We start from the raw sequence: 14,310 nt of genomic DNA on the forward strand, positions 1-14,310 counted from the left end.
GAGGGACCGAGGAACTCACGCCATGAGCAACGCACTGGCCATCGCCCATGTGACCCAGGCCCTCGCCCTGCTGATCGAGACCAACATCGGGCCCGAGACGGACATGGCGGTGAAGGTCGAGGCCCGCAGGCCACCGGCCGAACCGTCGGTCGACCAGCCCACCATCTCGGTCTTCCTCTACCAGGTCACGCCCAATGTCTCGCAGCGCAACAACGATCTGCCGACCCGCGCGGGCGACGGCACGCTGATCAAGCGTCCGGCCGCCGCGCTCGACCTGCACTACCTGATCAGCGCGTACGGCGACGAGAACGAACTCGTCGGGCAGCGGCTGATCGGCTCCGTGGTGCGCACGCTGCACGAGATTCCGATCCTGCCGAAGGACATCATCGAACTCGCCGGTGAGAAGCCCTACTTGGCGGCCAGCGACCTCGCCGAGGCGGCTCAGCGGGTGCGGTTCACGCCGACCGTGATGGACATCGACGAGACGTCGAAGCTGTGGGGGATGCTCCACCAGACGCCGTACGCGCTGTCCGTGGTCTACCAGGCGGCGCTGGTCCTCATCGACGGCCGGGAGACTCCCGTGCCGCGCAAGCCGGTGGAGCGGGCGGATGTGCGGGTGCTGCCGTTCGGCGCGCCGGGTGCCCCGAGGCCGGGCGGTGGGCCGGGTGAGGGGGCCGAGCCGCAGGAGGCGACGCCGGTCCCGGTCAAGGCCGCCGCGGCGGCGCCGCCCGCCAAGAAGGCCGCGAAGGCGCCGGCCAAGACCGTGGCCAAGGCTCCGGCACGCGCCCGCAAGACCACCCGGTCGAGCAAGTCGGCGCAGTCGGAACCCCGGAGAGGCACGGAGGACTGAGGCGAGATGGCAACCACGGGGGCAGGTGAGGGCATGGGGACGTACAACACGGCGGCCACCGGCGGCGACGCCTCCGCGCTGGCCGACGAGATCCACCGCGTCCTGGCCCGCGTCGACGCCCACGCGGCGCGCGCCACCGAGCCGGAGGCGGGATCCGGTGCGGAAGGCGCGGCCGCCGGTGCCGATGTGGCAGGGACCGAGCCCGGTCCCGCCGCCGCCCTCGACCCCGTACGACAGCCCGCCGCCCCCCTCGACGCCCTCGTCACCTGCTTCGGCCTCACCCCCTTCGAACGCGACCTGATCCTGCTCACCGCCGCCCACGAGCTGGAGCCCACGACCGCCGCCCGGTGTGCCGCCGCGAGCGGTGATCCGGAGCGGGCGTACCCGACCTTCTCGCTCGCCCTCGCGGCCCTCGCCGAGCCGCACTGGAGCGCGCTCACGCCGGTGGCCCCGCTGCGGCGCTGGCGGATCGTCGAGCTGGACGACGAGACCCGGCTCACCACGTCCCGGCTCCGGCTCGACGAACGCATCCTGCACTTCCTGCTGGGCTCGCCCTATCTGGACGCCCGGCTGCACGGCCAGCTGCGGCGCGCCCCCGTCCCGGACCGGCTGCCGCCGTCGTACGACCTGGCCGCGCACCGCATCGCCGCGGGCTGGACGACTTCCCCGGGACCGGACGTGCCGCCGCTCGTCGAGGTGACCGGCGGGGATCCGCGCAGCCGGGCCGACATCGCGGCCGCGGCGGCGAGCCGGTGCGGCCTCGGGCTGTACGCGATGAGCGCCGAGGACCTCCCCACCGACGCCGCCGGACGGGACCGGCTGGCCCGGCTGTGGCAGCGCGAGGCGATCCTGCTGCCCGCCGCGCTCCTCGTCGAGGTGGGCGAACTGGACCGGGACCAGCGGGCGGCGACCGAGGCGTTCCTGGCCGGGGCGGCCGTACCCGTGGTGGTGTCCAGCGAGGACCCGCTGCGCTCCGACCGCCCGCACGGCGCGCGCGTCACGGTTCCCCGGCTCGACGACGACGAACAACTCGCCCTGTGGGCCGAGGCGTTCGACGACGTCGACCTGGACGAGCGCGAACTGCGCTCCCTGGTCGCCCAGTTCCAGCTGCCACCGCACGTCGTCCGGTCCACCGCCGCCACGGTACGCCGTGACCTGCCCGGCGAGGACGAGCTGGACGCCGCCGGACTCGCCTGGCGGGCCGGTATGCAGGAGGCCCGGATCGGCATGGACGAGCTGGGCCGGCGGATCGAGCCGCAGGCCGGCTGGGACGACCTGGTGCTGCACGAACGGCAGGTCGCCGTGCTGCGCGAGATCGTCGCCCACGTACGGCAGCGGCCGACCGTCCACCAGGAGTGGGGCTTCGCGGGCACCCTGCGCCGCGGACTCGGCGTGACCGCGCTGTTCGCGGGCGGCTCGGGCACCGGCAAGACGCTGGCCGCCGAGGTCATGGCGAAGGAGCTGGGCCTCGACCTGTTCGTCATCGACCTGTCCCAGGTGGTCAGCAAGTACATCGGCGAGACCGAGAAGAACCTGCGCCGGGTCTTCGACGCCGCCGAACGCGGCGGCGCGCTGCTCCTGTTCGACGAGGCCGACGCGCTGTTCGGCAAGCGCAGCGAGGTCAAGGACAGCCACGACCGGTACGCCAACCTCGAAGTCAGCTATCTGCTGATGCGGATGGAGGCCTACCGCGGCCTCGCCGTCCTCACCACCAACATGAAGAAGGCCCTCGACACCGCCTTCCTGCGCCGCATCCGCTTCGTCGCCGACTTCCCCTTCCCGGCCGAGCACGAACGCGCCGAGATCTGGCGCCGCGTGCTGCCGCCGCAGGCCCCGGTGAAGGACATCGACTGCGATCTGCTCGCCCAGCTCACGGTCGCGGGCGGCTCCATCCGCAACATCGCCCTGTCCGGGGCCTTCCTGGCCGCCGAGGAGGGCGACCGCCTCCAGATGCGGCACATGCTCGCGGCGGCCCGCACCGAGTACCTGAAGCTGGAGCGGTCCCTGACGCCGACGGAGGTCCGGGGATGGGTGTGACACCGCGGGAGATCCGCGTCGAGATCGGCGAACTGGGCCTCGAAGGTTTCCGGGTGGACCCCGACCGCGTGTCCGCCGCCTTCACCCAGGAACTGACCCGTCTCATCCACCGGCACGGCGTCCCCGCCGACGCCTCCTGGACCGCCGAGGCCCTGACCGGGCTGCCGCCCCTGCCCGCCGGGCTGTCCGCACGCCGGCTCGGCCAGGAACTGGCCCGCACGGTGCACGAAGGGCTGTCCGGGCACGGGGAGGTGACCCGGTGAGCAACAGCCACACCCAGGACGCCCGGGCCGACCAGTCGGCCGAGGCGCGCCGCCGCAAGCGCAAGGAACAGGCCGCCAAGTCCCGTACGCCCGAACCCAAGAACATCGTCAGCGGCGCCGGGCAGCCTCTCGACCCCGGCGTGCGGCGGGACCTGGAGGAGCGGCTCGGTCACGACCTGGGCCGCGTCCGGCTGCACACCGGCCGTGACGCCGGACAGCTCACGGAGCTGCTCGGCGCGGACGCGGTCGCCGTCGGCCAGGACGTTTTCTTCCGCGAGGGCACCTTCAAGCCCGGCACGGACGAGGGCCGCCGGCTGCTCGCCCACGAGCTGCTGCACACCGTGCAGAACCCGCACGGCCTCGGCGCCCTGCGCGCCGGACGCGAACCGGGCGCCGTCAGCCTGCCGCAGCAGCCGATCGAGCGGGAGGCGGAGTCGGCGGCACAGGACGTCGTACGCGACCGGGAGGCCCCCGAGATCGAACAGGGCCAGGCCACTCCGGGCTGGCTGCGCTACGCCACCGTCGACGCCGACCGCAGCCGGAGCGAGGCGATCGACCCGGCGACCCTGCTCGACCGGCTCACGAACTCTGTCGTGCGCTCGCTGCGCAGCGACCCGGAGGACCTCTCCCAGCGCACCCGCAAGCAACTCGCCCGGCTGCCCGAGGAGTTGCTCGACGGGGTCCTGATGCGCCTGGAGCGCAGGCTGCTCGGTTCCGAGCACGACCGGGTGCTCGACTTCGTCGACGAGATCGAGGCGTACGACGACTTCGCCGACGACGGCCTGGAACGCGACGCCCACGAGGCTCCCGCGCTCGAACCGGACCTGGCCGGGCAGGTGCGGGCCGAGCGGGAGCGCGAGGACCGGGACGCGCGGGAACGGCGGGCGGAGGAGCGGGAGCCCGAGGTGGCGGCCAGGCCGGAGAAGGAGCAGGTGCCGGAGGAGGGGGCGGCGCCGGGCGGCGAGGGGCGGACTGGTGCGCCGGGTGCCGAGGGCGCGGCCTCTGGTTCGTCGGCGGGTTCCCGGGCACCGGAGTCTTCGTCCTCCTCGTCCACCGGTGCGTCGGGCGAGAAGGAGGCCTCGGGCTCGCAAGCCGGTCAGGAGGAGTCCGGTCAGGCCGGGCAGGAGACGGGCGGTCAGGCCGGACAGGAGCAGAGCGGCAAGGAGAAGGAGACCGGCGGCCAGGAGGCGACCGAGCGGCAGGAGACGCCGGCCGCGAGCGAGGAGGAGTCGTCGGCGCAGAACCGCCCGGGCGCGGCCGAGGCGGCCGTCGCCGGACGGCAGGTCAAGCCGCAGGACAAGCGGGGGCAGCAGCAGCCGACCGGCTCGCCGACCGTGTCCGGCAAGGACACCCAGCTGCCCGGCGCGTTCAGCACGCTCGACGGCAGGCGCAACCAGGACCTCGAAGGCCAGGAGGAGGAGACCGACGGGGACCCCTTCGGCTCCGGCAGCCAGTCGGAGGTGGAGGTCGGGGTAGAGGAGCCCAGCGCCTGGGACACCAAGCTCCAGCCCGAGGACTTCCTGCCGAAGGAGGACCTCGACGTCTCCGGTGTACCGACCGCCGACGAACTGGACCCGTCGTCGTCCCAGTCCCCCTCCCTGCCCTCCTTCCCCGCACCGCCGCCCACCAGGGCCGACCAGGTGCAGGCCGAGCGGGAGGCGGAAGACGCCGAGGACGCGGCGGCGGAGGCGGAGCCGGAGGAGGGGGCCGGTGCGGCGGAGGACGCCGGGTCCTCGGCCGCGGAGACCGAAGGCGGTCCGGAGAGCGGCAGCGCGCCGGGTGGCCTTGCCGTGCAGCAGGCCGCCGCGCCCCCGGCCGTACCCACCACCGGCGCCAGGGACCCCAAGAGCGGCGACGACCCCAAGGTGGGTCCCGTCGCGGCCCAGACCACCGTGCAGGAGGCGCCGAACAGGGCGGAGTCGACGTCCGAGGGCGGCGGCGCGGCCAAGGAGTCCGCCGCCAAGGAGGAGAAGGGCACCGCCGCTGCGGGCGACAAGGCGCCGGCGGCTCCGGAGAAGGAGTCCCAGCAGGCGGCGGGCGGCCAGTCGGCGCAGTCCGACACGGCGGCGCAGGAGTCGGCGGGCGGCGGCTCGGGTGGTACCGGCTCGGGTGGTACCGGCTCGGGTGGTACCGGTGCGGGTGGCGCCGGCGCCGGTACGGCGGGGTCGGCTCCGGCGCAGGAGCCGCGTACGGAGCCGGAGCCGCGTACGGCACCTGAGCCTCGTACCGAACCCGATACCCGTACCGAACCCGAGACCCGCGGCGAACCCGAATCCGGCAGTCGTACGCAAGCCCCGGCACCGACCCCGAAGTCCGCACCGTCATCACCCCCTCCCACCCCCGCTCCCGAGTCGGCCGCCGCGCCGAAGTCGGCACCGGAGACCGCACCGGCCCCCGAAACGGCCTCGTCGGCCGGGACACCACGTGGAGGCGGTGGCGGCGGAGGTGGCGGTGGCGGTGCCACGGGCGGACCGGGTGCCGCCCCGGCCGCACGCGGCAAGGGCAAGAAGGACTCCGCCCCGGCCCCCGATCTCTCCGGCGTCGCGCCCGAGGCGGGCCTGGCCACGGCGGCAAAGCTGAAACCCCACAAGGCACTTCAGGCGATGGGCGGCGTCGGCGGCGCGGTGGACCGCTCGGTCGGTGACGAGCACAGGACGCTGGCGGCCGCGCCCCCGTCGATGGAACGCCCGGCGGGCGCCCCGCAGACCCTCCAGGGCAAGCCGAAGGCGGACGCCCCGGCGCAGTACTCGCAGGATCCGGCCCAGCAGGCCCAGGAACCGGACCGTGAGAACGCCGAGGTCACCGGCGCGAAGGAGCCCGAGGGCCAGATCGAGGCGGAGAAGGCCGAGGAGCCGAGCGGCTGGGACACCTTCAAGATGGCGCTGGGCTTCGGCATCGGCAAGGTGGCGAGCTGGCTCGGCTTCGAGGTGGACGCGCAGGAGCTGGCGGCCAAGTTCGCCGGGTTGCCGACGAAGGACGAGGCGCTCAAGCAGGCGCAGGCGGGCAACGCGCCCGGCGTGCAGATGCAGGGTGCGGCCGACCAGAAGGCCGGGGAGCAGAGCGGGCACGTCGACGCCAAGGGTCAGGAGACGCTGTCGACGGCGCGGGACGACTCGGGCCGGGGGATGGGCGAGGACCAGGTCTATCCCAACGCGCCCAAGGAGCAGCTCACCGCGCAGGTGCCGGGTGGCCAGGGCGGTGGCGGTGAGGGCGTCGGGGCCACCGGCGCCGGCGGTGCCGTACCGCCGGAGGCGGCGTCCGAGGTGGCCGAGCACGAACGCGGGCCGCAGTTCCAGGCGGCGTTCGCGGACGGCCAGAAGGGCATCTCGGAGGGCCGGCAGACCAAGGACCGCGACTTCCGGGGTGCTCAGGCCAAGCACAAGCAGCAGGTGGACGCCGAGATCGCGGCGAACTCACAGACGCAGGCGGGCGAGCGCGAGAAGGCGATGGGCGAGGTCACCGCCCGGCGCGAGGACTGGCGTACGCAGCAGGACGAGGAGCTCAGGAGCCTCGGCGACAAGAAGACCGAGCGGCACGACAAGGTCCGCAAGGACGTCGAGGACCAGGAGAAGCAGACCGACGACAACGTCGAGAAGGAGAAGGAGGGCAGCGACAAGAAGATCAAGGACGAGGGCGAGAAGGCGGAACGGGAGGCGGAGCAGAAGAAGGACGCCTCCGTCCAGGAGTCCGGCAACTGGATCACGAAGGCCTTCGAGTGGATCAAGCAGAAGGTCATCGAGATCAAGAACGCGATCGTCCGGGTGATCCGGGCGGCGCGGGACGCGGTCGTCGGCTTCATCCGCACCTTCAAGCAGACGGTCGAGCGCTGGATCAACGAGGCCCGCAAGAGCATCGTCGACGCGATCAAGAAGTTCATCACGGACCTGATCGAGTTCGCGAAGGCGATGGTCCGCGCGGTCATCGAACTGGCGGGCCGCATCCGCAAGTTCATCACCGACCTGATCGCTGCGGCGATCGCGCTGGTCAACCGCCTGGCCCAGGCCCTGAAGCAAGCGATCACGGACCTCCTGAACGCCATCGGCAAGTTGCTGAGCAGCATCCTCGACTTCCTGAAGAAGGCCCTGCTGGCCGCGGTCGAGGCGGTCGTGGCGGCGGTGAAGGCGATCATGGACTTCGCGGCGGGTCTGCTCAGCGCCCTGGGCGACTTCATGCTGATCGCGGTCGACTTCCTCTCCGACCCCGGCGGCTGGCTGAGCGGCGCGAAGAACTCCGCCGTGGACGGCGCGAAGAACCACCTCTTCCGCGAGGTCAAGGCAGCCGTCAAGGACTGGTTCCAGTCCAAGATCGAGGAGATCCTGGGGATCCCGAGGGCCATCCTGGACAAGCTGATCAAGGGCGGCATCACCCTCGAAAAGATCGTCAAGGAGACCTGGGACGCCATCGTCCCCCAACTCCCCCTGATCATCGGCGAGATCGTCATCACCAAGGTGATGGCCAAGCTGATCCCCGGCGCGGGCTGGGTGATGGCCGTCATCGACGCCATCCGCACCGCGATCGGCGCCCTCGGCGAAATCCTCCGTGCGTTCGGCGCGGTCCTCGACTGGCTGAAGGCCGTCCGCTCCGGCGGCGCGGGCATCCTCTTCGCCAAGGCGATCGCGGCAGGCATCGTCGCCCTCCTCGAACTTGCCTACGAAGCCCTCCTGTCCGGCATCGGCAAGTACGTGGCGAAGGTGGGGCGTCGGCTCAAGGGGGTGGCGGAGCGGCTGGGCAGGGACAAGAACGACCCCAAGAAGACCCCGACGGCAGACCCCGGCACCCCGACCGACCAGAAGACCACCCCCCGCGGCGACCAGCAGCAACCCGCTCCCGGCACTTCCACGCCCCGCCCGACGGCGACGACCCCGCCCCGGCACCCAACCCCGCCCGACCACCGACCGCCCCAAGCCCACGGGCCCGACCGCCGGCCGCCCACCCGCGGGGCCCGGCCGGAGGGACGACTCCGGGAGGACGGCCGACCGGTCCAGGCCGACTGGTCGAGGCACGCAGGACGATGGCAGGCGCCCGCAGCCCGGCAGCCCGGCAGCCCGCCCGACCGCACCTGTCCCGACCCGCCCGCGGGCCGAGTCCCCGCAGCGCCCCACGCCCGACCGGGACACTCCGACCAGGCCGAAGGACGCCGCAGCGACGCCGACCCGAACCGGCGACGACCGCGACACCACGCGCCCCGGGAACGACGCAGGGGCGACGGACCGGAACCGTCCGGGCCCGGACCCGGCGCGCCCACAGGGCGACCGGGACCCGAATCGTCCGCGCGGCGACCAGGACCCGCGACCCGGCGACCGCCCTCGGTCCGACCGCGACACTCGCCGGCCCGAAGACAGGCCCGGCAGGGCGAGAAACCGGGACGAGGAGCGCCGGCGGCCGACGTCGGGGCCCTCCTCGAAGGGGCCGAAGGGGCGCAGGCCTGACAGGACCAAGGATCCCCTCAAGGAGAGGCAGGAGAAGAAGCAGAAGCAGGACCGGCGGAGGAAGGAGGAGGACTCCAAGGAGTCCAAGGAACTCCGGCTGCAGCAGATCATCGCGCGCATCCGCCCCAAGCTTTACCGGCTGATGTCCGTCGGCGTCCCCCGGCGGGTCCTGAACCCGGTTCTGACCGGCATGCGCAAGTGGTACCGGCTCACCGCGCTCCTTCTCGACGGCGCCGACCGGGGCCGGCTCATGGCCGAGCTCAACCCGCGCGGAATGGTGCTCCCGTTCCACAGCCACGACTCGCTGATCGAAGCCTCGGACGTCACCAGGGCCCGCGACGACGCGCGCAGGTTGGAGGCTGCCGAGGCCCGCAAGCTCCGGGACCGCATGAGCGGGGCGGATCGGACGGGGCGGTCCGACGGGGCATCGGGCCGGACACCCGACCAGGCGTCCGACCGGACAGCCGACCAGGAGTCCGAGCAGACATCCGACCGGACGCCCGACCGGGCAGAAGGGACGACGCTTCCGGAGCCCCCCAAGGCGCTGTCCCCCGAGTTGAGGAGCATTCTCGCGGCCCCGCTGCCGGGCCGTGGGAAGCGGCGAGGCCGCCGGGCCGGACCGGTCAGCAAGGGCGAGAGCCTGACGTTCCGTAAGGCCAAACAGCGTGAGGTGGCGGGCGACAAGCTCACTCCCGACCACATTCCTTCGGGCGCCGCACTGATCCTGGCCGCGCAGCGAAAGGCCATCGCCCGGGAAGAGAAGGCGAGAAACCGAAAACTCAGCGACCAGGAGATCATCGACCTGCTGAAGACGGAGGAATTCATCACGGTGACTCCGCAGGGCGCGATAAAGCGTGGGCCGAAAGCCGAAAAGGTCTACCGTGAAGCCCTGACCCTGATGGTCACCGGAAAGGAGCACGAATACAGGAAGGCTGATCCGGAAGGCGGTTCGCGCACGCACGGATCACGGAACACCGATCAGCAAATACTGCTCGACTCCAGGGATCTCGCCAAGGCGACCGAAGATGACTTCAGGTTCTATCTGGCCGGCTGGGACAAGAAGAACACCCTGGTAAAGAGCCAGGTCTACAGTATGATCCTGCATTACAAGCGGCTGACCGACCGAGAAGAAATTGAGTACTCCAACAGGATCGACGATCTGTTGCTGTACTACTGGGAGAAGGCAAGAAATGACACCGACTGAGCAAATTGAGGCGATCGCCTTCGATGCGGACCTCTCGGTCACCGAGAAATCGGAACGCATCAACGGGCTGCTCGCGCACGCCGGCTCCCAGGGCGTGTCCCTTGCGGTCGAGTGCCTCATGGATGTCACCGACGTCGGACTGGCCGAATACCTGACCTCCTACCTGGAGCTGGTTCCGGACTCGGCAGCCGACAAGGTGCGGGCCGCGGAAAGGCTGCGGGGCAGCGGTGCACCCGTGCAGGCAGCCGCGCGGCTCGTCCCGTGGTTTCCGGAAAGCCTCGCCGATGCCTTCGTGCGGGACTATCTGGCCGCTGCGGACCCGCAGTCGCCCCTGGCGTCAGTGGTCTTCTCCCTGGCGGTCCACCACCCGGACCGGGTTCGCCCCCACGCCGACCGGATCGACATCGACGTCGTCCGGCCCGCCCTGTTGTCGGGGGCCCCGGACGAACTCGCCGACGCCCTCCTGGACAGGTGGCGGGAGGAGCGCGACCTCGACGATCTGCAGGCCCTCGCGCTCATCCGGACTCCGCACGCCGCCGACCTGATCACTTCCGTACGTGATGACGTGGACGACCCCGAGGACTGGGAGTGGCTCATGCCGCTCGCGGGTCGCCTGCCCGACACCGGCGCCAGTGCGGGATACGGTCCCGCACTGATGGGGTTCGTGGCGGACAAGGGCGCCGGCCCGCACATCATGGGCGGCGAGCACGCCGACGATGTCCCCCTGTGCGCGCGTTGCCGTACGCCGGCAGAACGCGTTCTCTCCCTCTCCGCCGCCGCACTGCCCCAGAAACTGACCGCAGACCCGTCCTTCTTCTGGTTCACCTGCGACTGCGACGAAGTCGATGTGCTGACAGTGGGTTTCACCCCGGACCGTACGCACGTCTACTTCTCACCGCAGGGCCCCGCAGCCGGTACCGCCCGCCTCGTGCCGGGCGGCGAGCGATCCATGGTGCTGGAGCAGCAGCCCAACCAGGTGGGTGTGAGCATGCCCGCGATCCCGGGGCGCTCCCAGCACCAGGTCGGCGGTCTGCCCCGGTGGCCATCGCCCGAGACACACCCCATCTGCCCCGAGTGCGGAAACTTCATGCCCTTCCTCGCCGCCATGGACAGCGGCCCCACGGTCTTCGGGCCGATGGGCTTCGAAGGGCTGCTCTTCGGTTTCTGGTGCGACAGCTGCTCGGTGTCGACCACACGGATCCAGTACTGACGCACCGGACAGGAGGACACATGACCCGCTACGCCGACATCCCCAAACCCATCCGCTCCGGCATCGTCGTCGTCAACCCCGACACCGGCACGCCGCAACGCATCATCGTGCTGCAGTTCAACCCGGACACCCTGGAGCGGAGCGTGGCCCCGCAGTCCGCCGGGGACAGTGGTGACGCCGGAGGGGGCGGGGCCGGGAGCGGGGACCGGAACGAGGCCCTTCGGCTGAAGGGGCCCGCGCAGGAGACCTGGAAGTTCACCGCCGAGATCGACGCCACCGACCAGTTCGAGATCGCCGCGCCCGACGGGATTCATCCGCAGCTGGCGACGCTGGAGATGCTCGTGCAGCCGACCACCGCGCAACTGCGCGCCGCGAGTCGGCTGGCGCAGAAGGGGACCATCGAGATCAGCCCGATCGAGATGCCGTTGACGCTGTTCACCTGGGGGAGCAAGCGGGTCATGCCCGTGCGGCTGACCGAGCTGTCCATCAGCGAGTCCGCCTTCGACGTGAACCTGAACCCCATCCGGGCCTCGCTCAGCATCGGCATGAAGATCCTCACGGTCAGCGACCTGCCCGCCGGGCACCGCGGCGCCGACCTGTACATGGCGCACCTCGCGCAGAAGGAACAGCTCGCCGCCGCGCGCGGCGGCAGTGCCGGCCTCCTCGGCCTCAACGGCACCGGCGTACTCAGTGGAAGGGGCTGAAACCCAGCATGGCCGGCATCGAGCCTTACGAGAACGCCCTCGACTCCGTACCGGGCGCCCACCCCTACCCCCGCACCAGCCGGTACCACGATGCCGAGATCGGCATCCACCGGCAGGCCGACGGGACCGAAGTGCGCTACACCAAGCGGCGGTTGCTCCCTCCGCTCCCGCCGCTCGACGACGACCGGGAGACGCAGCAGCACACCGTCGCCGCCGGTGACCGGCCCGACCTCCTCGCCCAGCGGTACTTCGGCGACCCCGGCCAGTGGTGGCAGATCGCCGACGCCAACCCCGTACTCGATCCACGCGAGTTGACGGACGAGGCCGGACGGGTCGTCGACATCCCGCTCGCCGGCGGCTTCCCGCGGGGGGACCGGCGTGTTTGACATGCCCGTGGGGCAGGGCCCCGTCCACGTCACGCTGCAGATGGGGCCGCGGCTCGTCCGGCCCGTCCCGGCCGAGGTCACCGAGGCCCTGCTGTCCGCCCAGATCACCGCGACGGCGGGGGAGCGCAGCGGTTTCCAGCTCGCGTTCGACATGACCAAGAACGGGATCATCAGCCGACGGCTGCTGCCCGAGGGCTTCTTCGATCCGAAGACCCGTCTCGTCGTCACCGTCACCGTCAAGGGCACCACCGAGGTGCTCTTCGACGGACTCGTCGTACGGCAGGAGGTGGGCGCCAGCAACCAGCCCGGGCACTCCACCCTCACCGTCACCGGCGAGGACCTCACCCTCCTGATGGACCTGGAGGAGCGCACCGCCCGCTACCCCAACCTGTCGCCCTCCGAGCGGGTCCTGGCCATCCTGCGCCGGTACTCCGACTACGGCATCCGGCCCGACGTCTACACGGAGAAGGTGGCCCAGCCGCCGCACCAGAACCTCCGCGTGCACTACCAGACCGGGACCGACCTGCAGTACGTCACCGAGCTCGCCCGCGCCAACGGGTACACCTTCTACCTCGAACCCGGCCCCACCCCCGGCCAGTCGTCCGCCCGCTGGGGCCCCGAGGTCCGGCTCGGCATCCGCCAGCACGCCCTCAACGTCAATATGGACGCCAACTCCACCGTCGACCAGCTGACGTTCGCCTACGACGGCACCGCCCGCGAGGAACCGCAGGCCCGCTGGCAGGACCCGGACACGAGGCTGTCCACCCTCCTGCCGCAGCCGCCGATCAGCCCGCTGCGCCCGCCCCTCGGCAAACGCCCCACCCCGGCCCTGAAACGCCGCACCCTGTCCGGCACCGCCAAGCAGCAACGCGGGCAGGCCGAGGCCGAGTTGCTTGCCCGGGCCGCGATCTCCGCCGACGTCGTCTCCGGCTCCGGCTCGCTCGACGTCAACCGGCACGGCTACATCCTGCAGCCCCGCCAGCTCGTCGGCGTACGCGGCGCGGGACGGGCGTACGACGGCGACTACTTCGTGAAGTCCGTGACGCACAACCTGCGGCCGGGCTCCTTCCAGCAGAACTTCACGCTCTCCCGCGAAGGCCTCGAAGCCCGCAGCGACTACGTCCGGCCCTAACACCCACCAGGAGCACCTCAGCATGGCGGCACCCAGCAATCGCTACCTCGGCAAGTACCGCGGCCGGGTCGTGGACAACGACGACCCGCTGCGCATCGGTCGTATCACCGTCGAGGTCCCGGACGTCCTCGGCGACGAGCCGTCGACGTGGGCGCTGCCCTGCCTGCCGTTCACCGGGCCCGAGTCGGGACAGTTCGCCGTACCGCCGCCCGGTACGGGGGTGTGGGTGGAGTTCGAGCAGGGCGATCCGAGCTTCCCGGTGTGGACCGGGTGCTGGTGGGGCGCCGCCGAGGAGCTGCCGCCCGACGCCCGCCGGGAGTTGCTGGCGAACGCGCCGAACAAGCCGGTCGTCGTCCAGACGCGGCTCGCACACAAGTTCGTCATGAACGACACGCCCGGCGCCGAGGAGGGGATCCTGCTCCAGGCCAAGGGCGGCGCGTACATCCGTATCACCGAGGAAGCCGTGGTCATCGCGACCGGCGCGGGCGCCGAGGTGGTGCTGCGCGGACGTGAAGTGACCATCAACGAGGGCCAGCTGACCGTGCTCTCCAAGCGCTAGCAGAAGACGGGGGACGATTCGAAGTGTCCGGGACATCCGGGGGGCTGCTCGGCGCCGCCGCCGTGATCAGCTGCCCGCACGGCGGGCGAGCCACCGCCGCAACCACATCCGACCGAGCCGTGTTCATCGACGGAGTGCCGGTGGCCACGGCCGCGCACAGCCATGTCGTCACCGGCTGCTCGCACACCGTCGACGGAGTGCCCATGCCGTGTGTCGCGGTCCGCTGGACCGGCTCCGACACCGGCGTCACCGTCGACGGCGCGGCCGTCCTGCTCGACACCTCCACGGCCCAGTGCTTCACGGCGGCCTTCGTCCCACAGGGACCGCCCGTCATCCAGGTCGTGCAGCGAAAGGTCACCGTCCGATGAGCTGCCCCACGAGCCGCCCGTTGAGCCGCCCCACGAGCCGCCCGTTGAGCCACCTCACGAGCCGCCCGACCAGCCGCTCCGCGAGCCGTCCGTTGAGCCCCGTCGCGAGCGGTTCGATGGGCGACCTCGCGAGTCTTCCGTTGGGCCGTTCCGCAAGCTGCCCCATGA

12 protein-coding genes are annotated in these 14,310 nt (G+C 71.6%); 11 read left to right on the plus strand and 1 reads right to left on the minus strand.

The features are described 5' to 3' along the window. The first annotated feature begins 22 nt into the window (after positions 1 to 22). The 11 genes from HJD23_RS34280 (at position 23) to HJD23_RS34325 (ending at position 14,142) form a co-directional block, all read left to right on the plus strand. A complete protein-coding gene (locus HJD23_RS34280) occupies positions 23 to 850 on the plus strand; it encodes a DUF4255 domain-containing protein (protein WP_171113328.1) in 828 nt (275 codons plus the stop codon). A gap of 33 nt (positions 851 to 883) precedes the next feature. Next, positions 884 to 2,887 (plus strand): ATP-binding protein, encoded by a 2,004-nt coding sequence (locus HJD23_RS34285; protein ID WP_171118649.1) that lies wholly within the window; start codon positions 884 to 886, stop codon positions 2,885 to 2,887. Then, the gene (locus HJD23_RS34290; RefSeq protein WP_171113330.1) at positions 2,878 to 3,150 is read left to right on the plus strand and encodes a hypothetical protein; all 273 of its coding nucleotides are present in this window, start codon (positions 2,878 to 2,880) and stop codon (positions 3,148 to 3,150) included. The genes HJD23_RS34285 and HJD23_RS34290 overlap by 10 nt, the downstream gene beginning before the upstream one ends. After that, positions 3,147 to 8,579: a DUF4157 domain-containing protein gene (locus HJD23_RS44790; protein ID WP_277347784.1), complete on the plus strand. Its 5,433-nt coding sequence runs from the start codon at positions 3,147 to 3,149 to the stop codon at positions 8,577 to 8,579. Before HJD23_RS34290 ends, HJD23_RS44790 begins: the two co-directional genes overlap by 4 nt. A 142-nt stretch (positions 8,580 to 8,721) precedes the next feature. Continuing rightward, positions 8,722 to 9,783 (plus strand): hypothetical protein, encoded by a 1,062-nt coding sequence (locus HJD23_RS44340; protein WP_240980880.1) that lies wholly within the window; start codon positions 8,722 to 8,724, stop codon positions 9,781 to 9,783. After that, complete coding sequence (locus HJD23_RS34300) at positions 9,770 to 10,993, plus strand: hypothetical protein (protein WP_171113334.1); 1,224 nt, start codon at positions 9,770 to 9,772, stop codon at positions 10,991 to 10,993. The genes HJD23_RS44340 and HJD23_RS34300 overlap by 14 nt, the downstream gene beginning before the upstream one ends. 20 nt (positions 10,994 to 11,013) lie before the next feature. Beyond that, positions 11,014 to 11,697, plus strand: a complete 684-nt coding sequence (locus HJD23_RS34305; protein WP_171113335.1) for a hypothetical protein — start codon at positions 11,014 to 11,016, stop codon at positions 11,695 to 11,697. A gap of 8 nt (positions 11,698 to 11,705) precedes the next feature. Beyond that, the gene (locus tag HJD23_RS34310; RefSeq protein ID WP_171113337.1) at positions 11,706 to 12,083 is read left to right on the plus strand and encodes a hypothetical protein; all 378 of its coding nucleotides are present in this window, start codon (positions 11,706 to 11,708) and stop codon (positions 12,081 to 12,083) included. Then, the gene (locus HJD23_RS34315) at positions 12,076 to 13,215 is read left to right on the plus strand and encodes a hypothetical protein (RefSeq protein ID WP_171113339.1); all 1,140 of its coding nucleotides are present in this window, start codon (positions 12,076 to 12,078) and stop codon (positions 13,213 to 13,215) included. The genes HJD23_RS34310 and HJD23_RS34315 overlap by 8 nt, the downstream gene beginning before the upstream one ends. Before the next feature lie 22 nt (positions 13,216 to 13,237). Beyond that, the gene (locus HJD23_RS34320) at positions 13,238 to 13,774 is read left to right on the plus strand and encodes a phage baseplate assembly protein V (RefSeq protein ID WP_171113341.1); all 537 of its coding nucleotides are present in this window, start codon (positions 13,238 to 13,240) and stop codon (positions 13,772 to 13,774) included. Positions 13,775 to 13,797: 23 nt separating this feature from the next. Further along, positions 13,798 to 14,142 carry a hypothetical protein gene (locus HJD23_RS34325; protein WP_171113343.1) on the plus strand — a complete coding sequence of 115 codons (345 nt, stop codon included), beginning with the start codon at positions 13,798 to 13,800 and terminating at the stop codon, positions 14,140 to 14,142. Here the strand turns inward: HJD23_RS34325 and HJD23_RS34330 are convergent. After that, on the minus strand, positions 14,129 to 14,308 hold the full coding sequence (locus tag HJD23_RS34330; protein ID WP_171113345.1) for a hypothetical protein: 180 nt from the start codon (positions 14,306 to 14,308) through the stop codon (positions 14,129 to 14,131). The genes HJD23_RS34325 and HJD23_RS34330 overlap by 14 nt on opposite strands. Positions 14,309 to 14,310: the final 2 nt, after the last annotated feature.

This window comes from Streptomyces sp. Z423-1, from assembly GCF_013009255.1.
Classification (GTDB): domain Bacteria; phylum Actinomycetota; class Actinomycetes; order Streptomycetales; family Streptomycetaceae; genus Streptomyces; species Streptomyces gossypiisoli.

What these genes read in the sequence shown, in the direction of transcription:
- HJD23_RS34280 (WP_171113328.1), top strand. Translation starts at nt 23, where the DNA reads ATGAGCAACGCACTGGCCATCGCCCATGTGACCCAGGCCCTCGCCCTG.
- HJD23_RS34285 (WP_171118649.1), top strand. Translation starts at nt 884, where the DNA reads ATGGGGACGTACAACACGGCGGCCACCGGCGGCGACGCCTCCGCGCTG.
- HJD23_RS34290 (WP_171113330.1), top strand. Translation starts at nt 2,878, where the DNA reads ATGGGTGTGACACCGCGGGAGATCCGCGTCGAGATCGGCGAACTGGGC.
- HJD23_RS44340 (WP_240980880.1), top strand. Translation starts at nt 8,722, where the DNA reads ATGTCCGTCGGCGTCCCCCGGCGGGTCCTGAACCCGGTTCTGACCGGC.
- HJD23_RS34300 (WP_171113334.1), top strand. Translation starts at nt 9,770, where the DNA reads ATGACACCGACTGAGCAAATTGAGGCGATCGCCTTCGATGCGGACCTC.
- HJD23_RS34305 (WP_171113335.1), top strand. Translation starts at nt 11,014, where the DNA reads ATGACCCGCTACGCCGACATCCCCAAACCCATCCGCTCCGGCATCGTC.
- HJD23_RS34310 (WP_171113337.1), top strand. Translation starts at nt 11,706, where the DNA reads ATGGCCGGCATCGAGCCTTACGAGAACGCCCTCGACTCCGTACCGGGC.
- HJD23_RS34320 (WP_171113341.1), top strand. Translation starts at nt 13,238, where the DNA reads ATGGCGGCACCCAGCAATCGCTACCTCGGCAAGTACCGCGGCCGGGTC.
- HJD23_RS34330 (WP_171113345.1), bottom strand. Translation starts at nt 14,308, where the DNA reads ATGGGGCAGCTTGCGGAACGGCCCAACGGAAGACTCGCGAGGTCGCCC.